Origin of the sequence: Thauera sp., assembly GCF_047601425.1 — a bacterium.
Lineage (GTDB): Bacteria > Pseudomonadota > Gammaproteobacteria > Burkholderiales > Rhodocyclaceae > Thauera.
Genome location: NZ_JASGJL010000001.1, coordinates 2,600,392 through 2,620,621, shown reverse-complemented (window position 1 = coordinate 2,620,621; position 20,230 = coordinate 2,600,392). Strand labels below are relative to the sequence as shown.

The window sequence follows — 20,230 nt, the reverse complement described above, 5'->3', positions numbered from 1 at the left end:
CGGTTTGCCCGAGCCGGCCCCGTCCGGCCCGTGCGGTTTTACCGCGACGACGCCAGCATCAGCCGCCAAGCTGTGCGCATGGATTCAATGGTTTGCGGAACATGAATTGTAAATGGCTGGGCATCGCTCCCTCCACCGTGCGCGCGTTGCGGATCGTCATGCCCTACATGGCAGTGGCAGGGCTGTGGATGGGGCTGTCCGACAGCATCACGCAGTGGCTTGCAGCGGATGCCGATATCCATGCTGGGCTGCAGACCTGGAAAGGGGTGATCCTCGTCCTTGCCACCGGGCTTCTGCTTTTTGCCCTGATGCGCGAGCAATTCGCCCGCATCGAGCTCTCGCGCGCCAGGTCGCGCGAGCTCGCGACATATCTGCGGCGGATGCTGGAGTCGCTCGACGACCTGATCTTCGTCTTCGACGACAAGCTGCGTTTCGCCCATGCCTATTACCCGGACCCCAAGGCCTTGTTGATCCCGCCCGAGCATTTCATGGGCAAGGAGGCTGGTGAGGCGGGCCTGCCGGCCGAGATCGGCCTGGCCCTTCAGCGGGTATGCGACGAGCGCTCGACGCAGTCGGTCGAATATGCGCTCGATCTGCCGCAGGGGCGCTGCTGGTACAGCGCCAAGCTTTCGCCGATGATCGACGAGGATGGACAGTTCGTCGGTGCGATCGCGGTGGTGCGCGACATCACTGCGCTCAAGAGCAGCGAGGAACGCTGCCGCCGCCTGTTCGAGGATCTCAGCAATGTCGCCGTGCAAGGCTACGATTCCGAGCGCCGGGTGGTGTTCTGGAATTCCGCGAGCGAGGCCTTGTACGGCTATCCACGTGAAGAAGCCCTGGGCCGCCGCCTGGAGGATCTGATCATTCCTCCCGTCTGCCGCGACGAGGTGATCCGCCTGCACCGCAACTGGATCGACAAGGGCGAGCCGATCCCGGCCAGCGAGATCGAACTGCTCAACCGTGATGGCGAACTGGTCCCGGTCTTCTCTTCCCACACCATGCTGAGCAACGAGCGGGGCGAGGCGGAGATGTACTGCGTCGATGTCGACCTGCGTGAGTTGCGCGAGACGCAGGAGCAATTGCGCCGCGCGGCAACCCACGATCCGCTCACCGGCCTGCCGAACCGCGTGCTGGCGCGGGACAGGTTCGGCCAGGCGCTGGCGCTGGCCGCGCGCGAGCAGACGCTGGTGGCGCTGCTGTTCGTCGATCTCGACCGTTTCAAGATCATCAACGACACCCTTGGCCACGGCGTGGGCGACCGCTTCCTGCAGGAGATCGGCCGGCGGCTGTCGTCCTGCCTGCGTGCAAGCGACACCATCAGCCGCCAGGGCGGCGACGAGTTCCTGGTCGTGCTGTCCGGCCTGCGCGATCGCGGCATGGTTTCGGCAATCGCGCAGAAGATCATCGAGGCAGTGGCGCAGCCTTGCGACATCGACGGCCATGAGTTGAGCTGCTCGTGCTCGATCGGCATCGCCATCCATCCGGACGACGGGGCGGATTTCGACAGCCTGCTGCTGCGTGCGGATACCGCGATGTACCAGGCCAAGGCGAGCGGACGCAACGTCTTCCGCTTCTTCACCGCGCAGATGAACGTCGATGCGCACGAGCGCCTGACGATGCTGAACCATCTGCGCAATGCCATCCAGCATGGCGAGCTGGGGTTGCACTACCAGCCGCAGATCGATCTCGCCACCGGCAGGGTGGTCGGTGCGGAAGCCTTGCTGCGCTGGGAGTCTGCCGAACTCGGCAGCGTGCCGCCGACACGTTTCATCCCGCTGGCGGAAGAGTCGGGCCTGATCATTCCGGTGGGCGAATGGGCGCTGCGCGAGGCGTGCCGCCAGGCCCGTGCATGGCGCGACCAGGGGATGGGTCTGGAGGTGATGGCGGTCAATGTCTCTGCGCTGCAGTTCCATCGCGGCGATCCGGTGGAAATGGTCAACCGCATCCTGCGCGAAACCGGCCTGCCGGCCGAATGCCTGGAGCTGGAGCTGACCGAATCCCTGCTGGTGCAGGATGGCTCCGGCGCGACGCTGGACACCTTGCGCCGGCTCAAGGCGCTCGGCCTGCGGATCGCGATCGACGATTTCGGCACCGGCTACTCCAGCCTTGCCTACCTGCGCCGCTTCCCGATCGACAAGCTGAAGATCGACCGTGCCTTCGTGCGCGATCTGGCCAGCGACCCCGAGGATGCGGCGATCGTCAATCTGATCGTCAACCTCGGCCGGATCCTGAAGCTGAAAACCGTCGCCGAAGGCGTCGAGGACCATAAGCAACTGGCCTTCCTCAGCGAGCGGGGCTGCAATGTGGCGCAGGGTTTCCTGTTCGCGCAGCCGATGGCGCCAACGGCGTTCGCCGCCTATCTCGAGACGAGGCTCCTGTTGCGAGGGCGGGAATCCCTGCCGCACGCGGCCTAGGGCTGCTATCCTTCGAAGCTTTTTTCGAGAAGCTTTCGATGGAGTCCGCTTTCCGTCGCGGCGCCCGGGAAGGGCTGCGCGATTTCCTGCCGCTGTCGGTCGGCCTGGTACCCTGGGGCATCGTCACCGGCATCGCGATGCGCTCGATCGGCCTGACCGAGCTCGAGTCGCTGGGCATGAACCTGCTGGTGTATGCAGGCACTGCACAGCTCGGCACGCTGCCGCTGATTGCCGCCGGTGCGCCGCTGTGGCTGATCATGCTCACCGCGCTGGCGCTGAACCTGCGCTTCGTCATCTTCAGTGCCTCGATCGCACCGATGTTCGCAGGACGAAGCCTGTCCGAACGCCTGGCCTCCAGCTATCTGCTCGTCGATGGCGTGTATGCGATCTGCGCCGACAAGGCGTTGAAATCCGGCGACGCGCAGTGGCGCTGGGGCTACTTCATCGCGCCGTCGATCTTCAACTGGATCATGTGGCAGCTGTTCGTCGCCTTTGGCGTGTTCGGCGCCGATTTCGTGCCGCGCAACTGGTCGCTGGAGTTCATGGTGACGATCGCGCTGATGGTCATGGTGCTGCCGATGGTGCGCACGCGGCCGATGCTGATCGCCGCGCTGGCCGGCGGCCTGGGCGCCGTGCTGCTGCGCGGCCTGCCGCTGCGCCTCGGCGTCGTGGCGGCCATCGTGCTCGGCATCGGCGCCGGCTTCATCGCCGAACGCTGGCAGCAGCGCGGGAGGCCGTCATGATCGAAGGCGTGTGGCTGTGGCTGGCTTTCGTGCTGATGTCGATGACGACGGTCGGCACCCGCGGCAGTTTCATCCTGCTGGGCGAAAAGGGGCGTTTGCCGCCCGCGCTGCAGCGCGCGCTGCGCTATGCGCCGGCGGCGGCGCTGTCCGCGCTGGTGGTGCCCGACCTGCTGCTCGACGGCAACGAGGTGTCACTGCTGAATCCCAAGCTCGCCGCCGGCGTGGTGGTGATCGGCGTGGCCTTGCGCTGGCGCAATCCCTGGCTGCCTTTCATCGTCGGCATGGCGGTGTTGCTGGGGCTGAAAAAAGGGCTGGGCTGGTAGCGGCAGCCACCGGCCCAGCCCTGGGGTGCCTGGCAGTGCCGGTGGCGCGAACCGCCGGCAGTGCCGCCGCTGCCCGGCTTACTCGATCGCCGAGCTGGATTTCGCCATTTCGCGCAGCGCGAACTTCTGGATCTTGCCGGTGGAAGTCTTCGGCAGCACGCAGAACTCGATGTACTTGGGCACCTTGTAGCGAGCCAGATGCTCGCGGCAGTGGGCGACGATGTCGTCGGCGGTGACGCCGGCGCCGTCCTTGACCTCGATGTAGGCGGCGGGCACCTCACCCCACTTCTCGTCGGGCTTGGCGACCACGGCGGCGGTCAGCACCGCGGGATGGCGGTACAGCACTTCCTCGACTTCCAGCGAGGAGATGTTCTCGCCGCCGGAGATGATCACGTCCTTGGAGCGGTCCTTGATCTTCACGTAGCCGTCCGGCTGCAGCACGCCGAGGTCGCCGGTGTGGAACCAGCCGCCGGCGAAGGCTTCCTGCGTGGCCTTCTCGTTCTTCAGGTAGCCCTTCATGACGAGGTTGCCGCGGAACATCAGTTCGCCCATGGTCTCGCCGTCGGCGGGCACGACTTCCATGGTCTGCGGATCCATCACCGTCAGGCCTTCCTGCATGTGGTAGCGCACGCCCTGGCGGCCGTTGCGTTCGGCGCGGCGGTCGATCGGCAGCTCGTCCCATTCCGGATGCTTGGCGCACACCGAGGCCGGGCCGTAGGTTTCTGTCAGGCCATAGACGTGGGTGATGTCGAAGCCGATGCGTTCGGCGCCCTCGATGATCGCGGCCGGGGGCGCGGCACCGGCGATCAGGCCGGCGACGCTGTGCTCGATGCCGGCGCGCAGCTGCTCGGGCGCGTTGATCAGCATGCCGTAGACGATCGGCGCGCCGCACATGTGGCTGACCTTCTGGCTGCGGATCAGCTCGAAGATCAGTGCCGGGTCGACCTTGCGCAGGCAGACGTTGACGCCGGCATTGGCGGCCATGGTCCAGGGGAAGCACCAGCCGTTGCAGTGGAACATCGGCAGCGTCCACAGATACACCGAGTGCTGCGGCATGCCCCAACTGATGATGTTGGAGGCTGCGTTCAGGTAGGCGCCGCGATGGTGGTAGACCACGCCCTTGGGGTTGCCGGTGGTGCCGGAGGTGTAGTTCAGCGCGATCGCATCCCACTCGTCGGCCGGCAGGCTCCACTGGTATTCGGGGTTGCCGCTGGCGAGGAAGTCGTCGTATAGCAGGGTGCCGACACGCTCGGTGCCCGGGTACTCGTCGTCGAGCGCGTCGATGACCAGCGGCTTGTCGCCTTCGAGCAGATCGAGCGCGGGGCGAACGATGGCAGCGAACTCGGGATCGGTGATCAGTACCTTTGCTTCACCGTGGCCGAGCATGAAGGCGACGGCTTCCGGGTCCAGGCGGGTGTTCAGGGTGTTGAGCACGGCGCCGGCCATCGGCACGCCGAAGTGGGCCTCGAACATCGGCGGCACGTTGGGCAGCATCACCGCCACGGTGTCGCCGCGCTTGACGCCGTGGGCGACCAGGGCGCTGGCCAGCCGGCGGCAGCGGGTATAGGTCTCGCTCCAGGTGTAGCTGCGCGAGCCGTGCACCACGCTGGTGCGGGTGGGATACACCAGTGCCGTGCGCTCGAGGAAGCTCAATGGCGACAGCGGGACATAGTTGGCCGGATTCTTGTCAAGTCCGACTGCGTAGGCATTCGACATTCTTTTTCCACTCCCATCGTGAGAAACGGGCTATTGAATAGGAATGAGTGCAGCGGTGCCCGTTTCCGATTTCTTCTCCTCGCACTGGCGGGGGACGTCCTCACCGCCTTGGCGCAAGGTGGTCGGGTGAGTCTGCCGCCGTCCCGCTGAGGAGAACAGGAGAATGATACGGTTTTCCGGGGGGTGTAGGAATGGGGCCGGCGGCAAAAAGATACGGAAACGTATGGAGCGATCCAGATGCAGCGCAGTACTCCGTCCGGGCTGGTTTTCAGGTCCGCGAGGGGGCAGGGTCGGCGTGGTTGTCCAGCGCCACCGGCAGTCGCCACTGCCGCGTGCAGCGTGCGTCCGCGGCTTCGAGCTGCCACAGGCCGCCGGTGTCGCCAGTGACGATCAGACGGCCGTCGTGCGTGCTCATCGCGCACACCCGCTGGGTATCGAAAACCTTGGCGGCCTTGCCGTCCGTGTCCCATGCCGCGGTCACGCCGGCGTGCGTGCAGCTCACCGCGAAACCACCGTCGATCGCGATGATGTCGCCTGCGTAGTCGCCGCAGCGTTCGATCAGGCCGGCGTCGGCTTCGCCGTAGCGCAACTGCTCGCCGTCGAGCAGGGCAAACAGCGGGCGGCCGGTCTTGCCTTCGTTCTGCATCGATACCGCGATGTTGCCGTGTGCGTCCTGCGCGATGTGGCGCACGCTCATGAAGGCGTCCGGCGGCCGGTGGCGGGACAGCAGCCGCCCGTCGGCCGGGTCCAGAAAGGCCAGCGTGGAGTCCATGCTGGTCAGGTTGCGCTTCACCCGGCCGGTCTCGGGGAGGGTCAGGATGCCGCCGACGGCGACGGCCAGGCGGCCGTCGGCCATCCATTCGACCGCGTGCGGGCCGATGCCGCCGCAGGGCCAGGCGTCCAGGCGTTCGAGGCTCAAGGCGTCGAATACGCCGATGCGGCCGTCGCCGGTGATCAGGTCGGTTTCGGTGGCGTACAGCACGCGGCCGTCCGGGCGGAAGGCGAGATGGCCTTCGAAGCGCGATTCGTCGTCGGTTTCGAAGCGCGCCAGTTCGGTGCCGGTGGCAACGTGCCAGCGCACGAGGAAATCGCCGGGACGGCGCGCTGCGACCACTGCGCTGCCATCTCCCGACGGATGCCAGGCGATGTCATGGCCGCGCGCAGGCAGGGCGAGCGTTGGCGAGTCCGCGCCGAGCAGGCCGGCGTGGAATTCGGTCGGACGCGTCGGCGAATCGCTCCAGCAGGTCAGCAGAGCGGGCGGGGCGCCGGCATCTCCCAGGGAACAGGCGGAGGCCCACGCGAACGCCGGGCGGGCGGCGAGCCCGCCGCAGGACAGCGCCGCGAGACCGGCAAGCAGGCGGCGGCGCGAGAGCTCAGTCGCCATCGTTGTCTCCGAAGCCGACTCGGACCTTGAGATGCTCCGCGGCATCGTGGGCAAGCAGCCCCTGCAGCACGGCCAGCGCCTCGATGGCCCGGGAGATGGCGGCTCCGCCGTCCTTGCCGGGGGGCGACGGCAATGCCTGAAGGGCAGTTGCGACGGTGGCGGCCTGGGCATCGAGCTTGTCGGCGAGCGCCAGCAGGCCGCGGCCGCGCAGGATGGCGGTGAGGCCTGGCAGGCCTTCGCGGCCTTGCAGGCCGAGCCGCAGGCCGTCGAACAGGGCGAGCAGGTGGGTGCGCTCCTCGCCGCTGCGCCAGGCGTCGAAGCCGCTGCGGTCGGTCGGTTTGCGGGCGGGTTTTTCAAGATACTTGACCCGAAGCGTGTCGAAACCACCGATCAGGATGTTCACCCCGTCGCTCAGCATCAGGGCTTCGGTTTCCTCGTCGACCTCCTCCAGGCTCGAGATCCATGCCGGCCAGGCAGGCAGCAGCGCTTCGAGGTCACGGCTGGCGTCGGCCGCCAGCCAGCTGGCGTAGCCGCAGGCCGTGGCGTCTGCGGTGAGCGATGTCCTGGCCGGGTCGAACAACAGGTATTCCAGCGCCGGGAGGCCCTTGGCGGTGACGCCGATGCGCTCGTCCGGCAAGGTGCCGGCCGCGCGGCCGCGCAACGAGGATTCGATCTGAGGCGGGCGGGTGGGCCAGAAGTCGATGCGGCGCAGGATGCGGCTTTCCAGCGCCGGGCCGAAAGGCAGCGCGCTGAGGCGGCGCAGCCCGAGCGCGGTCTGCCGCCATGCGGCGCGTGCGGCTTCGAGCGCATCGTCCTGCGCTTGCTGGCACAGCGCGTCGACGTGCTGTGCCAGCGCGGTCGAGGAGCGGGCCAGGTTGACGTAGCCGGGGGTCAGCACCTGCTGGCCGAGTGCGGACATCCACGCAGCAGGGCTGATGAAAGGTGCTGGCGCAGCCGCGCTTGCCGGGGCGGACAGTAGCGCGGCTGCGAGCAGGGCGGCGGCAAGGGAAGGGCGCTGCTTCATAGCGACTCCAGGAAACGGATCAGGGCGTCGCGCTCGGCCTGGCTGAAGCCGAGCACGCGCGACTTGGCGGCTTCGGCTTCGCCGCCGTGCCACAGGATGGCCTCCATCAGGTTGCGGGCGCGACCGTCGTGAAGGAAGAAGGTGTGGCCGTTCACCGTCTTGACCCGGCCGATGCCCCACAGCGGAGGCGTGCGCCATTCGCGCCCGTCGGCGTCGAAATCGGGCCGGCTGTCGGCCAGCCCTTCGCCCATGTCGTGCAGCAGCAGGTCGGTGTATGGATAGATGGTCTGGTTCGACAGTTCCGGGTAGCCGGGCAAGTCTCCGGTCACATGCCGGGGGGTGTGGCAGCTTGCGCAGTTGGCTTCGTGGAACAGGCGCTTGCCGGCAAGAACCTGCGGGTCGCGGGCATCGGGGCGCGCCGGGACGGCGAGCGTGGTGGTGTAGAACACCGTGCGATCGAGCGTGCGGTCATCGATGTCCACCTCGGGCTCACCGCGGCCGCGGCGCCATTCGGCTTCGCGCTGCTGGCGTTCGAGGCAGTCCGTCTGCGCGGGCATGCACTCCTCGTGCGGGAACAGCGTGCTGGTGATGCCGATGTCGCCGTGGAAGGCGCCCGCGGTCTGGTGGCGCACCGTGGCGACGTTCGCCTTCCAGCCGAAGCGGCCGACCGCCCAGTCCTGCTTGCCGGCATCCCAGACGCGGTTCGGGCGGCCCGAGATGCCGAGGCCCTCTTCCGCCTGGCGCGCGGCGGCGGCAAGCAAGCCAGCTTCCGGGACCGCTTCCAGCAGGCCGAGGCCGATCACTGCCGGGGCGACGCGCGGCGAAACCTGTGTTTCGGGGTGCATCGGCCCATAGGCCAGGTCGTGCAGCCGGTAGCTTGGCCTGCGCAGCGAATAGGGCGTGCCGTCGGCGAACTGGCCCGGCTGTTCGGTATAGCGGATCTCGACCGCGCCTTCTGCCGTGATGCCGGTTACGGCGGCATTGTTGAACTGGCTGCCGTAGCTGGGTTCCGGCACCACGCCGTCCTTGCCCGCGGGGCGTTCGGCCGTGGCTGGAATCGACAGGCGGAACAGCAGGCCGACCGGTTGCGCGGTGTTGATGCCGTCCGGTGCCGGCGGCGGCGCGCCCCGGCCGTCGAGGATGTGACAGCCCGCACAGGAGCGGGCGATGAAATGGGGGCCGAGGCCGTCACGGCCGGTGGTGGAGGCGGGGGCTTCGACCCAGTTCTTCTTGAAGAAGGAGTTGCCGATGAAGAATGGCGTCTGGCGGTCGACCGACAGGTTGGCCGCGGGGTAGGAAAAGGCGTTGCGCCCCTGGTCGCTGGTCGTGGTCCTGCCGCCGGGCAGATCCTCGCCAGGTTCGAAGTCTGCTGTGCCGGCGATGGCCGGCAGGCTCAGAGCTACTGCTGCGACCATTGCGGTACGCAGGCTGTGTTTGAGTGGCATCAGTCGATTGGTTCCGTGCGTGCAGGGCCCGATTGCCTGACGGTGGAATGCGGGCGTGCACCGTGGAAGGGGCGCCCCGAAAACGGCGCCAGCCTTCCACGGCGGCGGGAGTTTACTCCGGCAGATCGGTGTTCAGGCGCTTGATGCCGAGCACTTCGGCTGCCTTCACCAGGCTCTCGGTCTGCTGCTTCAGGCTGGCGACGGTGGCCTCCACCTTCGGCCGGCCCGGGTTGCCGGCCAGGATGGCCTGGTCGAAGGGGGCAGGGATGGCTTCGGCGGCTTTCAGGCTGGCGCTCATGCGGGCATCGACTTCGGCGGCGAGCGCCTTGTCCTTTTTCGTCACCAGCGCACTGAGCGACGGCCCTTTCAGCAGCGAGCCATCGGCGCGCTGGAACTCGCCGCGCCAGACGTTGCGGATGCCGAGCGCGTTGGTGGCGGCATCGCGGTGGGTGTTGTCGGAGAAGCACGAATGCTCGTCTTCCTGGCTCTGCGAGTCGAGCGCGACCTCGATGCGCTCGCCGGCCAGTTCTGCGCGGCTGAGGATGCCGAGCGCCGAGATCACCTTGGTCAGGCTCGCCGGATCGGCGACGAATTCCGCGCGGTAGTTCTGCGCGCCCGGCGCCCAGGCCTGGGTCAGATCTTCGAGGTCCTGCACCAGCAGGTCGGTGACGATCTGCAGATAGGCGCGGCGGCGGTCGGCGTTCGGCGCCTTGTCGTCGACGAAGTCCGTCCACGCGCGGTCGCCGGGGCCGTCGGCACGCAGATCCTGGCCCCACAGCAGGAATTCGATCGCATGCCAGCCGGTGGAGATGTTCTCCTCGCCGTCCTTCTCGTTGAGTTCGGCGAGCGTCTCGGCGTCCAGCTTCACGCTGCGGTCGTTGATGATGCCGGCGCCCGGGTTGCCTTCCACGCTGTCGACATAGGCTTCGTCCATCGGCCAGGCGTTGATGCGGCCTTCAGGGCCGTCCTCGCCGTCGATCGGGCCGCCATAGAAGCGGAAGGCTTCGGTCTGGCCGTACCACTCGCGTGCTTCCAGCCAGCGCTTGCGCGCTTCGAGCAGGCCGGCTTCGGATGGTGCGGCGACGAAGGCGTCGATGGCCTTTTTCATCGTTTGCGCGGTGGCGGCGGAGTCCGCATAGCTGGCGTGGACGAGCTGGCCATAATGGTTCAGCACGTCCTGCGGGGTGACGGCTTTCTGAGCGAAGGCGGGCAGGGCGAGGGCCGCGGCCAGGCCGACGGCGAGGAGCTTCAGGCGCATCGAGTGATCTCCGTGAAAAAGGTCTGCGAGATAGTGCACGCAAATGAGAACGAGTGCTATTATTTACTGTTCCGGGGGCATTGTAAAATCAATGCCTCGCGAGTACACAGGCTATGGAGGTGCTGTGCCTGACGGCGAATCGTGAAGTCTTGACATGCATTTTTGATTGGCAGATGATATCGAGAACCATTCTCAAATGAAAGGGGTTTCTCATGGCGGCGAGTACACTAATGGATGCGTCCATCGAGCAGAATCGCCTGCTGGCAGGGGTGCTGATGCATGTCTCGCGCTATCTCGATACCGGCTGTCCCCGTGCCGCTCACCAGGCCGGGTTGCTGCTGCGCTGCCTCGACACCAGCACGATGGATGAAGAACTGATGTCCTCGTGCGAACAGCTCGACCAGGCGATATCCCATGCCTGCCATGCGGGTGGTGCGAGCGCCGGCAGCGATGCATGGACTTCGATTCAGTCTCGCTCGCGTACTTCCGCCACAAGCTTTTCATTTCCGAACTGATCGAAGGAGATCATCTTGTCTCGTTACACCGGCCCCCGATTGAAAGTGATGCGTGCGCTTGGAACAGAGCTGCCCGGCCTGTCGCGCAAGTCGCTCGGCGAGCGCAACTACCCGCCTGGCCAGCACGGCCAGCGCCCGAAGCGCAAGTCGGGCTACGGCGTGCAGCTGATCGAGAAGCAGAAGCTGCGCTTCAACTACGGCCTGACCGAAAAGCAGATCCAGCGCCTGTTCCGCGAAGCCAAGCGCGACCGCGGCCCGACCGGCGACAAGCTGCTCGAGCTGCTCGAACGCCGCCTGGACAACTTCGTCTTCCGCGCCGGCTTTGCGCCCACCACCGTGGCTGCCCGCCAGCTGGTGCGCCACAAGCATGTGCTACTGAATGGCCGTTCGGTCAACATCCCGTCGATTCGCGTCAAGCCGGGTGACCGCATCCAGATCACCGAGCGCGGCCGCCGCATTCCGATCGTGGTCGAGGCGCTTGCCGAGCCGGCGCTGACCCGCCCCGAATGGCTGAGCTTCGACGAGGCCGCCTTCGCCGCCAGCGTGACGCGCACGCCGTCGCCGGACGAAGTGCCGTTCCCGGTCGACGTCCAGCAAGTCGTCGAATACTACGCGGTGCGGCTGTGAGCATTCCGGCATCCCGCCGTCGTGGCGGCGCGGCTTCGGCCGCGCCGGACGATGGGCTGGCCTATCCGAACCAGCCCGAACTGGCACTCGCCGCCGTCCTGCAGTTGCTGTCGCGCTTTCCGGCGCGGCAGTCGCCGGCGGTGGCGAAAGCCATTGCCGATCATCTCCAGGTGATCGGCAATGACGCCAGGATGGCCGGCTGCGTGCGCGAATGCGCATCCAGGCTGGTCGATGATTGGCGCGCGTACGCCATGTTGAGCGAATCCTCGCCAACTCCGGCAGCGGGTTCGCAGGTGCATTGATCGATTGCCGTCATGGGGCTCATGCCCCCGGGAGCAGGATCATGAGCAAGAAGAAGTGCTGCAAGAAGGACAAGCCCTGCAAGGGTTGCCCGAAGCTGAAGAAGTAGGACGGAAAGTGCGGGGTAGGGTATCGGATATGTGGATTTGACCGGAATCAAACGGTAGTGATTCCCATTCAGCTATCGTTGTCTCAGCCTGATTCCCTGTCATCCCGAGCAAGCCAGCCAAGTGCAAGCCAGCTCGCTGCCCGATGGAGCCGTTCATGAAGTCCCGTCCGCACACGCTGTGCCTGGCCATGCTGGGTCTGTTCGCCGTTCCCTTGTCCCTGGTTCCCTCTTCTGCCGCGTGTGCCGATACCCTGCTCGGCGAGCAGGTCGTCACCGCCAAGGGTTATGCGGGTGATGCACTCGAGACTCCGCAGGCGATCGAAGTGCTGCACCCCGCTGCAGCGGGCGCCAAGGTACCCGGCGACCTGCTGCGCGGTGCGCCCGGGCTGGCTGCGCAGTCCGATGGCGCCTGGGGGCAGAACCCGGTGCTGCGCGGCCTGAAACGGGAAAGCGTGGTCGTCATGGTCGACGGCCTGCGGGTCAATTCCGCCCAGCCGCAGGGCGCGATCGCCTCCTTCATGGATCTCGGCCTGCTCGACCGCGTGGAAGTGGTGAAGGGGCCGGGTTCGGTGCTGCACGGCAGCGGTGCGATGGGCGGCGTGGTCAACATGCTGACGCCTGAAGCCGGCTTCAGCGCCGACCAACGCATCGGCGGACGCGCCGGGCTACGTTACAGCAGCGTCGACAAGGGCGTCGCCGGCGCGCTGCTGGTGCAGCGCTCGAATGCGGACCATGCCCTGGTGCTGGGCGCCGCCGGGCGCGACATCGGCGACTACCGCAGCCCGGACGGCCGCGAGCGCCGTACCGGCTATGACTCCAGTAGCCTGCTGCTCAAGTACCGCCACCGTCTCGGCGACGACCTCAGCCTGCGGCTGAACCTGCAGCGGCATGAGGACAAGGACGTTTGGTATCCCGGTTCGGCGCGCACCGGCGCGGGCATTCCGCCGCCGCTCGGCGTCGCCACCATCCACTCGCCCGAGCAGCGCCGCGAACTCTACGAACTGGGTATCGATGCCAAACTGGGTGAGGGGCAGCTGTCGGCCGAGGTCTATCGCCAGGAAGTGTTCCGCCAGATCCGCGCCCGCGCCGAGCGGCTCGGGCGCGACTACGTGCGCAACGACGTCACTTTCAGCACCGACGGGCTCAGGGCCAAGTACATGTTCCCGGCCGGCGGCAGCCATCTGCTGACGGTCGGCGCCGAAATCTGGCGCATGACCGGCGATCCCGAGCGCTACATGGACAACAACGCGCCCTTCTTCAACAACAACCAGCGCAACGATCCCTTCATCGACGGCGAGGTGGAGGCGGCCGGCGTTTTCGTCCAGGACGAGTTCGAGCTGGGCCGCACCCGCATCGTTGCCGGCGCACGCTACGACCGCGTCAAGGGCGACGCGAAGCAGAAGGGCTGGGGGCCGGCAGCGCAGACCCGCGGGCTCGACAGCACCGACAACAACCTGTCCTGGTCGCTGGGTGTGATCCAGCCGCTGAGCGAAAGCCTCAACGCCTACGCCAATCTCGGCCGTGCCTACCGTGCTGCCGACATGCGCGAACGCTTCGAGGATTCGGCGCGTGGCGACGGCTACTACCACGTCGGCAACCCGCAGCTCGACCCGGAAGTGTCGACCAGCGTCGAGGTCGGCCTCAAGAGCGCCACCCGTGGCGGCGTCGAATATCAACTGGCGGCCTTCTACACCCGCATCGACGACTACATCGCCGGCCGTGTCACCGGCGCAAGGCATCCGGGCACCGGCCTGCCGCTCAAGCGCACCGAGAACCTCGACAAGGTCACCATCTACGGCGTCGAAGGCAGCATGCGCGCGCCGGTCGGCGCCTTCGTCGCCGATGCCGGCTTCACCTGGCTGCGCGGCAGGAACCATCAGGACAGCGAGCCGCTGTACCAGATGCCGGCGCCCGAACTGCGGCTGGGCATCGGCCAGCCGGCCGAACGCGGCTTGTACTGGCATGCGCAGCTGCGCGCGGTGGCCGAACAGGACCGCATCGCGACGCGCTTCTCCAACGGCACCGAGGATGCCACCTCCGGTTTCGTCACCGCCGACGCCGAACTGGGCTGGCGCTTCGGCCCGGTCGGCTTCCTCAGCGGCGCCACGGCTGCCGTCGGCCTGCACAACCTGGCCGACAAGCGCTACCACGAGCACCTCACCGACGGCGTCTCCGGCCAGGAGCTGGCCGCGCCGGGCCGGGGGGTAACATTGAGTCTTTCCGGGAGTTTCTGAGATGCAAGCACCACGCCCCCGTCTGCCCGGCTGGAGCCGGATCCTGCTGCACATCTGCGTGGTGCTCGCCTTCCTCGTCGTGACCGGCACTGCCAGCGCGCAAAAGCTGCCCAGGCTGACGCTCGCCGGCCCCTCGGCGGCGGTGTCGAATCCGCTGATCCACATGGTCGACTCCGGCGCCCTGGCCGATCTCGCCGACGTGGTCGAGTTCGTGCCCTGGCGCGACCCTGACCAGTTGCGCGTGATGGCGCTCGACGGCCGCGCCGACGTGCTGGCGATGCCGAGCAACGTCGCCGCCAACCTCTACAACCGCGGTGCAAAACTGCGCCTGCTCAACGTGTCGACCTGGGGCGTGCTGTGGCTGGTGTCGCGCGACCCGGCGCTGAAGTCGCTCGCCGACCTGCGCGGCAAGGAACTGGCGATGCCTTTCCGCGGCGACATGCCGGATATCGTCTTCCAGCTGCTGGCCGAACAGCAGGGCCTGGACGTGCGCAAGGACCTGAGCCTGCGCTACGTCGCCAGCCCGATCGATGCGATGCAGCTGCTGGTGATGCGCCGCGTCAACCATGCCCTGCTGGCGGAGCCGGCGGTGTCGATGGCCTTGCGCAAGACTGGCTCCTTTCCGCTCAGCGTGATCGCCCCCGAACTGCACCGCAGCGTCGATCTGCAGCAGGAATGGGGGCGGGTGTTCGAGCGCCCGGCGCGCATCCCGCAGGCCGGCATCGCGGTGATGGGCGCGCTGCGCGATCGCCCGGACGTGATTGCCCGCATCGAGGCCGAGTATGCCCGCTCGCTTGCCTGGTGCCGTGCCAATGCCGAGTCCTGTGGCAAGGCGGTCGCCGCCCGCATCGACATGCTGAGCCCCGAGGCTGTGGCCGATTCGATCGCCGTCAGCCAGCTGGAAGCGGTGCCGGCTGCCGATGCGCGTGCCGAGCTCGAGTTCATGTTCGGCCATCTGCTGCGCAAGAATCCGGCGCTGGTCGGCGGCAAGCTGCCGGACGACGGCTTCTACGGCGGCAGCGCCGTTGCGCAATGAAGCTGCTGCGTGCCTGGCTGGCCGGGCTGCCTGCCTACCTGTGGAGCGGCTGGGGCGCGATTTCCAGCCTGCTGCTGCTGTTCGCGGCCTGGGAAGCGGTCGCCTCGTTCTATGGCCCGCTGGTGATGCCGGATCCGCGTGCCGCTTTCGGCACCCTGCTGGGCCTGATCGAAAGCGGTGCGGCCTGGCCGGAACTGGCCGCCACCGCGCGCCGGGCGATGAGCGGCTATGCCCTGTCGCTGGTCGCCGGCAGTTTTCTCGGCCTGCTGGCGGGGCTGTCGATGACCGCCTCGATGATGTCGCGTCCGCTCGTCACCGTGCTGATGGGCACGCCGCCGATCGCCTGGCTGGTGCTGGCGATGCTGTGGTTCGGCGCCAGCGACGGCACGCCGGTGTTCACCGTCTTCGTCGCCGCCTTCCCGGTGATCTTCATCGGCGCGCTGCAGGGCACGCGCACGCTGGACAACCAGCTGCGCGGCATGGCCGAGGCCTTCCGCCTGCCGCGGCGCATGATGTTCACCGACGTCTATCTGCCGCACGTCGTCTCCTACCTGTTCCCGGCCTGGATCGCCGCGCTCGGCACTTCGTGGAAAGTGGTGGTGATGGCCGAGCTGCTGGCGACCCAGGACGGCGTCGGCGCGGCGCTGGCGGTGTCGCGCTCGCACCTGGACACCGCGGCGACGATGGCCTGGATCGCCGCCGTGGTCGGCCTGCTGCTGGCGGCCGAATACCTGGTGCTGGAGCCGATCAAGCGCGAAGTGGAGCGCTGGCGGGTGCAGGGGACATGAGCGGAACGACATCCTGTACGGCGAACACGCCTGTGCGCGAATTGCGCGTCGAGGGCCTGAGCCATGCGTTCGGCCGCGACGAGGTGCTGGCCGGCATCGGCTTCCGCCTGCCCGCGGGCGAGGTGGCGGCGCTGGTCGGTCCCTCGGGCTGCGGCAAGACCACCTTGCTGCATCTGGCCGCCGGCCTGCTGACGGTGCAGGAAGGACAGGTGAGCAACGGCTTCGACACCACCGCCTTCATGTTCCAGCAGCCGCGCCTGCTGCCGTGGCAGACCGCGCTCGACAACATCGCGCTCGGCCTCAAGGCGGCGGGCCTCGCGCGCACCGAACGCCACCGCCGCGCGCGCGACATCGGCCTGCAGCTCGGCCTCGTGCTGCGCGACCTCGACAAGTTTCCGCACCAGCTTTCCGGCGGCATGCAGAGCCGGGTGGCGCTGGCGCGTGCGCTGGTGCTGGCGCCCGACCTGCTGCTGCTCGACGAACCGTTCTCGGCGCTGGACGTGGGCCTGAAGGAAGAACTCTACCGCCTGCTGCTGGAGCAGCAGGCCGGGCGGGCGATGGGTGTGCTGATGATCACCCATGACCTGATGGAGGCGGTGCGGCTGTCGGACGCGATTCTGCTGATGGCGCCCACGCCCGGACGCATCGTCTGCCGCTTCGAACTGGGCCTGCCTGCCGCGCAGCGCGACGATGCCTGGGTCTATCGCCATACCGCGGAGCTTTTGCAGAACGCAGCGGTGCGTGATGCCTTCGGCCTGCCGCCAGTAGTGGCAGGAACAGGGGCGGCCGGCGTTCCGGCGGCCGGCGCTCCGGCGGCCGACGGCCCCACGGCTGCCGTGCCCATCACTTCTGGGCTGCGCCTGGTGGAAACGCCCGAGTCGGCATCGGCGCGCAGTGCCAGCCGTTGCGGAGGATGACGGGCGCGATGACGAACTTCGACCGGCTGCTGGCGAAACCGCTGTTCCTCTGCAGCTTCCGTTCCTTCTTCCTCGCCGCCGCGCTGTACGGCGTGGCCCCGCTGCTGGTGTGGCTGGGTTTCCTTGCCGCCGGCACCGGCCTGCCCGATGTGCCGGGCGGCCCGATCGTCTGGCATGCGCACGAACTGATGTTCGGCTTCGGCCTGGCCGCGGTCGCCGGCTTCGTGCTGACTGCGGTGCCCGAGTTCACCGTGACGGCGGCTTTCGGCCGACGGATGACGTTCGCGCTGCTGCTGTGCTGGGTCGCGGCACGTGCGGCATTCTGGCTGTCCGGTGTGCTGGGCGGTGCCGGCACCGTGCTTGCCGCGCTGCTCAACAGCGGCTTCATGGCCGCGATCGTGGTGCTGGTGGCGCCGCGGCTGTGGCGCGATCCGGAACGGCGCCACCTGTCCTTCCTGTGGGGGCTGGCGGCAATGTGGCTTGTCGTCAGCGGTTACCACGCCGACGTGCTGCGCGGGTTGTATCCGATGCGCTGGGTGCTGGCCGGTGTCGGCGTGATGATGGTGCTGATCGTCGTCGCGATGAGCCGGGTGTCGATGCGCATCGTCAACGATGCGCTGGATGCGGAGCGCCTGCGCCGCGAGGCGGAACATGGCGATGTCGGTGAACGGCCGCGCCTGCCCGGCGAGGAGGATGACGAACTGCCCGCCTACCGTGCCCGCCCGCCGCGGCGCAACCTGGCGGTGTTCGGCATCGCCGCCTATACGCTGGCCGAGTTCGCGCTGCCGGGCTCGCCGATTGCCGGCTGGGTCGCGCTCGCCGCGGCTGCGGCGGTGCTGAACCTGCTCAACGACTGGCACGTCGGCCGCGCCCTGCTGACGCGCTGGGCCTTCTTGCTGTACGCGGTGTACTGGCTGATGGCGCTCGGCTACGGGGCGATCGGCCTGTCCCTGCTCGGTGTCGCGGTGGCGCCCAGCGCCGGCCTGCATCTGCTGACGGTCGGCGCGATGGGCTTGTCGATCTTCGGCGTGCTGTGCATCGCCGGGCGCACCCATTCGGGCTACGAACTCGACACGCGGCCATGGGTGCCGGTGGCCGCACTGGCGATCGGCGTGGGCGCACTGGCGCGTGCCGCGGCCGGCCTGCCGGGAATGCCGGTGGCCGGGCTGCAGGCTGCCAGCGTGGTCGCCTGGACGCTGGGTTTCGGGCTTGTTGCCATCTTCCTCGGTACGGTGTTCCTGCGGCCGCGGCCGGATGCCGGAACGGGCTGCGAGGAAGTGATGGAGGAAGCTGCATGAGCGTTTGATCTGCGTCAGAACGGCGGCGGTGGAGAAGCATAGAGTGAGAATCAGTACTGTTTGATGGCGGTGTTGAAGACGTCGCATCGACAGAGTCTCGCAGGAGGCATTGCCGGGGAGCCGGTTGCCTCTTTTCCATTCATCCACCGTTTTGCCGTGGAGTTGCATCATGAAAACTACAAAGAATCGCAACCCTGTGAGGCTGCTTGCCCTTGCCTCCATGCTCGCCACCGTCAGCATGCCGGTCCTGGCCGAACGCCCGATGGCCGTCGATGACGCCGGAACGCTGGAGCGCGGCGGCGCCAAGGTCGAGTTCGGCTGGAGCCGGGACGACTCGCTGAAAGGCTTCGAGGGTGCCGTCGGCTACGGCCCGATCGACAACGTGGAGGTCGAGCTTTCCTTCGGCCGGGCGAAGGACCGCGACGAGTCGCCCGATGTCACGGTGCGGGGCGTGGGGGCGGCGGTGAAGTGGGTGCCGCTGCAGCAGGAAGCCGGCCTGTCCGCCGGCTTGAAATACGAATACGGACGCGAGCGTGTCACCGGCGAAGGCACTGCGCGCGCCAATGCGCTGGCGGGCCTGGCGACCTGGGCCTTCGAGGCCGGGCCGCGGGTTCACCTGAACCTTGGCCGCGAATGGGTTCGCGGCGACGGCCACACCGATTTCTGGGGTATTGGCGCGGATTTTCCGCTCACCGGGCAGTTGCAGTTCACGATCGAGACTTTCGGCGAGGAGCACGCCGGTCCGGATCGCCAGGTCGGCCTGCGTTATGAAATCTTCGAAGGCTTCAAGGTTTCCGGGGCGGTCGGGCGCGGCAACGATCGCAACATCGCCAATGTCGGCGTGGCCTGGGAGTTCTGAAGGTCGGGAGCAGAAAGAGGAGCGGCCGTCTCGGGCGGAGTTGACGTGCATCATTACCGCCCGCTGCAAGGGGCGTAGAGTGGTTTCCAGATGGATCGGGTTCGTGTAGCCAGCCGAGGTCGCCAGCCAGCATTGCCCGTGTAATTGGTTTTGGAAGCAGGGCTGTATGCCCCGGGCGTGGCAAGGCCTGTTGTGGCCGGGAAAGGCTGGAGAGTGAAATGCCGGAATTCGAAGAGTTGCGCATCTTTCTGCGTGATGTGCATATCGCCCATCACATTCGGGGGCGCATCCGATTGAAGCTGGCAAGCCGCTCGGTTTCCATCGACGTGCCGCGTGCCCAGGCGCGCGAGTTCCAGGGCTTGCTCGATCGCATTCCCGGCGTCGCCTCGGTGCAGGTCAACCTGCTGGCGCGCTCCTGCACCGTGCATTACGACCCCGCGGTGATTCCCGAGCGGGCCTGGATCGATCTGCTGAATGATGTCGAATCGGACGCTGCAGCAATTCTCGAACGCATTCTGCACGATGCCTATCTGGAGGCCGGCAATGCAAAACTACGATGAACTGATCCTGCGCACGCAGCGTATCGACCCGGCCGCGCCTTTTCCCCTGGCGCACCAGGCGGTCAGGATCGCGCTGTACGACGAGTATGCGGCCCGCAGCTTCTATGGGCGGGTGGTCGAATCCTTTGGCGAGCGCCCGCCCTTTGACAACGTCGTGCGCTCCGAAGAGCAGCACGTGACGGCCCTGCTGGGGCTGTGCGAGCGCTTCGGTATTCCGCGCCCGCTCGACCCCTTCCCGCAGGAGACCACGGTCGAGCCGACCTGGCTGGCGAACTGCCAGCGCGCCGTCGCCGGCGAGATCGGCAACGTGCAGATGTATGCCGGGCTGCTGAACCAGGTTGCCGAGCCGGAAGTGCGCAGGGTGTTCCAGAACCTGCAGGCAGCGGCGCTGCAGCATCATCTGCCGGCCTTCCGCCAGGCCGCCGTCGCGGCGCAGGCGCAGGAGAGCTACCACGCCGCGCACGGCATTCCGCCGCAGCAGGCCTATGTGCGCCACGGGCCGCTGTCCGATTTCCTTGAACGTGCCTTCTCGCAGCTCGGGCCGTACGCCGGGCCGATCGGCATCTTCAGTCCGCTTCTGCGCAATGCGCATCCCGCCCTGCTGGCCGGCATGGTGACGGGCGGCGCAGGAGTCTATCTGTGGAAGAACAGGGCCGGCCGCAACCGCAAGGAGGACTGAC

19 protein-coding genes are annotated in these 20,230 nt (G+C 67.5%); 14 read left to right on the top strand and 5 right to left on the bottom strand.

What is annotated here, in order from left to right; genetic code table 11:
* The first annotated feature begins 101 nt into the window (after nt 1-101).
* From QM748_RS12765 to QM748_RS12755, 3 genes are read left to right on the top strand one after another with little or no spacing between them, the layout of a single operon-like run.
* Nucleotides 102-2,414: a putative bifunctional diguanylate cyclase/phosphodiesterase gene (locus tag QM748_RS12765; protein WP_415247312.1), complete on the top strand. Its 2,313-nt coding sequence runs from the start codon at nt 102-104 to the stop codon at nt 2,412-2,414.
* A gap of 38 nt (nt 2,415-2,452) precedes the next feature.
* On the top strand, nt 2,453-3,157 hold the full coding sequence (locus QM748_RS12760) for an AzlC family ABC transporter permease (RefSeq protein ID WP_415247311.1): 705 nt from the start codon (nt 2,453-2,455) through the stop codon (nt 3,155-3,157).
* Complete coding sequence (locus tag QM748_RS12755; protein WP_415247310.1) at nt 3,154-3,480, top strand: AzlD domain-containing protein; 327 nt, start codon at nt 3,154-3,156, stop codon at nt 3,478-3,480. The genes QM748_RS12760 and QM748_RS12755 overlap by 4 nt, the downstream gene beginning before the upstream one ends.
* 78 nt (nt 3,481-3,558) lie before the next feature.
* Here QM748_RS12755 and QM748_RS12750 read toward each other — a convergent pair whose 3' ends face one another.
* From QM748_RS12750 to QM748_RS12730, 5 genes are all read right to left on the bottom strand, one after another.
* A complete protein-coding gene (locus QM748_RS12750) occupies nt 3,559-5,196 on the bottom strand; it encodes an acyl-CoA synthetase (protein ID WP_415247309.1) in 1,638 nt (545 codons plus the stop codon).
* A gap of 268 nt (nt 5,197-5,464) precedes the next feature.
* The gene (locus QM748_RS12745) at nt 5,465-6,580 is read right to left on the bottom strand and encodes a DUF1513 domain-containing protein (RefSeq protein ID WP_415247308.1); all 1,116 of its coding nucleotides are present in this window, start codon (nt 6,578-6,580) and stop codon (nt 5,465-5,467) included.
* Nucleotides 6,570-7,604, bottom strand: a complete 1,035-nt coding sequence (locus QM748_RS12740; RefSeq protein WP_415247307.1) for an imelysin family protein — start codon at nt 7,602-7,604, stop codon at nt 6,570-6,572. Before QM748_RS12740 ends, QM748_RS12745 begins: the two co-directional genes overlap by 11 nt.
* Nucleotides 7,601-9,049, bottom strand: a complete 1,449-nt coding sequence (locus tag QM748_RS12735) for a di-heme oxidoredictase family protein (protein WP_415247306.1) — start codon at nt 9,047-9,049, stop codon at nt 7,601-7,603. Before QM748_RS12735 ends, QM748_RS12740 begins: the two co-directional genes overlap by 4 nt.
* Before the next feature lie 112 nt (nt 9,050-9,161).
* Complete coding sequence (locus tag QM748_RS12730; RefSeq protein WP_415247305.1) at nt 9,162-10,307, bottom strand: imelysin family protein; 1,146 nt, start codon at nt 10,305-10,307, stop codon at nt 9,162-9,164.
* A 230-nt stretch (nt 10,308-10,537) separates the two neighbouring features.
* On the opposite strand from QM748_RS12730, the gene QM748_RS12725 reads away from it, so the two are divergent.
* The 11 genes from QM748_RS12725 (at nt 10,538) to QM748_RS12675 (ending at nt 20,229) form a co-directional block, all read left to right on the top strand.
* The gene (locus tag QM748_RS12725) at nt 10,538-10,822 is read left to right on the top strand and encodes a hypothetical protein (protein ID WP_415247304.1); all 285 of its coding nucleotides are present in this window, start codon (nt 10,538-10,540) and stop codon (nt 10,820-10,822) included.
* A 15-nt stretch (nt 10,823-10,837) separates the two neighbouring features.
* Nucleotides 10,838-11,449, top strand: coding sequence for a 30S ribosomal protein S4 (rpsD, locus tag QM748_RS12720; protein WP_415247303.1), 612 nt, complete (start codon nt 10,838-10,840; stop codon nt 11,447-11,449).
* Complete coding sequence (locus tag QM748_RS12715; protein WP_415247302.1) at nt 11,446-11,751, top strand: hypothetical protein; 306 nt, start codon at nt 11,446-11,448, stop codon at nt 11,749-11,751. The genes rpsD and QM748_RS12715 overlap by 4 nt, the downstream gene beginning before the upstream one ends.
* 262 nt (nt 11,752-12,013) lie before the next feature.
* Nucleotides 12,014-14,092 (top strand): TonB-dependent receptor, encoded by a 2,079-nt coding sequence (locus QM748_RS12710; RefSeq protein ID WP_415247301.1) that lies wholly within the window; start codon nt 12,014-12,016, stop codon nt 14,090-14,092.
* Nucleotide 14,093: 1 nt separating this feature from the next.
* Nucleotides 14,094-15,128 carry an ABC transporter substrate-binding protein gene (locus tag QM748_RS12705; protein ID WP_415247300.1) on the top strand — a complete coding sequence of 345 codons (1,035 nt, stop codon included), beginning with the start codon at nt 14,094-14,096 and terminating at the stop codon, nt 15,126-15,128.
* Complete coding sequence (locus QM748_RS12700; RefSeq protein ID WP_415247299.1) at nt 15,125-15,916, top strand: ABC transporter permease; 792 nt, start codon at nt 15,125-15,127, stop codon at nt 15,914-15,916. The genes QM748_RS12705 and QM748_RS12700 overlap by 4 nt, the downstream gene beginning before the upstream one ends.
* On the top strand, nt 15,913-16,833 hold the full coding sequence (locus QM748_RS12695; RefSeq protein WP_415247298.1) for an ABC transporter ATP-binding protein: 921 nt from the start codon (nt 15,913-15,915) through the stop codon (nt 16,831-16,833). The genes QM748_RS12700 and QM748_RS12695 overlap by 4 nt, the downstream gene beginning before the upstream one ends.
* Nucleotides 16,834-16,841: 8 nt before the next feature.
* Nucleotides 16,842-18,131 (top strand): NnrS family protein, encoded by a 1,290-nt coding sequence (locus tag QM748_RS12690; protein WP_415247297.1) that lies wholly within the window; start codon nt 16,842-16,844, stop codon nt 18,129-18,131.
* A gap of 169 nt (nt 18,132-18,300) precedes the next feature.
* The gene (locus QM748_RS12685) at nt 18,301-18,990 is read left to right on the top strand and encodes a hypothetical protein (protein ID WP_415247296.1); all 690 of its coding nucleotides are present in this window, start codon (nt 18,301-18,303) and stop codon (nt 18,988-18,990) included.
* A gap of 218 nt (nt 18,991-19,208) precedes the next feature.
* Nucleotides 19,209-19,550: a heavy-metal-associated domain-containing protein gene (locus QM748_RS12680; protein WP_415247295.1), complete on the top strand. Its 342-nt coding sequence runs from the start codon at nt 19,209-19,211 to the stop codon at nt 19,548-19,550.
* Entirely contained in the window at nt 19,534-20,229 is a 696-nt protein-coding gene (locus QM748_RS12675) for a ferritin-like domain-containing protein (protein ID WP_415247294.1), read from the top strand. The genes QM748_RS12680 and QM748_RS12675 overlap by 17 nt, the downstream gene beginning before the upstream one ends.
* Nucleotide 20,230: the final 1 nt, after the last annotated feature.

Coding starts and splice junctions, on each gene's coding strand:
- QM748_RS12705 (WP_415247300.1), top strand. CDS start 14,094: ATGCAAGCACCACGCCCCCGTCTGCCCGGCTGGAGCCGGATCCTGCTG.
- QM748_RS12690 (WP_415247297.1), top strand. CDS start 16,842: ATGACGAACTTCGACCGGCTGCTGGCGAAACCGCTGTTCCTCTGCAGC.
- QM748_RS12700 (WP_415247299.1), top strand. CDS start 15,125: ATGAAGCTGCTGCGTGCCTGGCTGGCCGGGCTGCCTGCCTACCTGTGG.
- QM748_RS12730 (WP_415247305.1), bottom strand. CDS start 10,307: ATGCGCCTGAAGCTCCTCGCCGTCGGCCTGGCCGCGGCCCTCGCCCTG.
- QM748_RS12745 (WP_415247308.1), bottom strand. CDS start 6,580: ATGGCGACTGAGCTCTCGCGCCGCCGCCTGCTTGCCGGTCTCGCGGCG.
- QM748_RS12765 (WP_415247312.1), top strand. CDS start 102: ATGAATTGTAAATGGCTGGGCATCGCTCCCTCCACCGTGCGCGCGTTG.
- QM748_RS12695 (WP_415247298.1), top strand. CDS start 15,913: ATGAGCGGAACGACATCCTGTACGGCGAACACGCCTGTGCGCGAATTG.
- QM748_RS12680 (WP_415247295.1), top strand. CDS start 19,209: ATGCCGGAATTCGAAGAGTTGCGCATCTTTCTGCGTGATGTGCATATC.
- QM748_RS12675 (WP_415247294.1), top strand. CDS start 19,534: ATGCAAAACTACGATGAACTGATCCTGCGCACGCAGCGTATCGACCCG.
- QM748_RS12710 (WP_415247301.1), top strand. CDS start 12,014: ATGAAGTCCCGTCCGCACACGCTGTGCCTGGCCATGCTGGGTCTGTTC.
- QM748_RS12735 (WP_415247306.1), bottom strand. CDS start 9,049: ATGCCACTCAAACACAGCCTGCGTACCGCAATGGTCGCAGCAGTAGCT.
- QM748_RS12685 (WP_415247296.1), top strand. CDS start 18,301: ATGAAAACTACAAAGAATCGCAACCCTGTGAGGCTGCTTGCCCTTGCC.
- QM748_RS12740 (WP_415247307.1), bottom strand. CDS start 7,604: ATGAAGCAGCGCCCTTCCCTTGCCGCCGCCCTGCTCGCAGCCGCGCTA.
- QM748_RS12755 (WP_415247310.1), top strand. CDS start 3,154: ATGATCGAAGGCGTGTGGCTGTGGCTGGCTTTCGTGCTGATGTCGATG.
- QM748_RS12725 (WP_415247304.1), top strand. CDS start 10,538: ATGGATGCGTCCATCGAGCAGAATCGCCTGCTGGCAGGGGTGCTGATG.
- QM748_RS12760 (WP_415247311.1), top strand. CDS start 2,453: ATGGAGTCCGCTTTCCGTCGCGGCGCCCGGGAAGGGCTGCGCGATTTC.
- QM748_RS12750 (WP_415247309.1), bottom strand. CDS start 5,196: ATGTCGAATGCCTACGCAGTCGGACTTGACAAGAATCCGGCCAACTAT.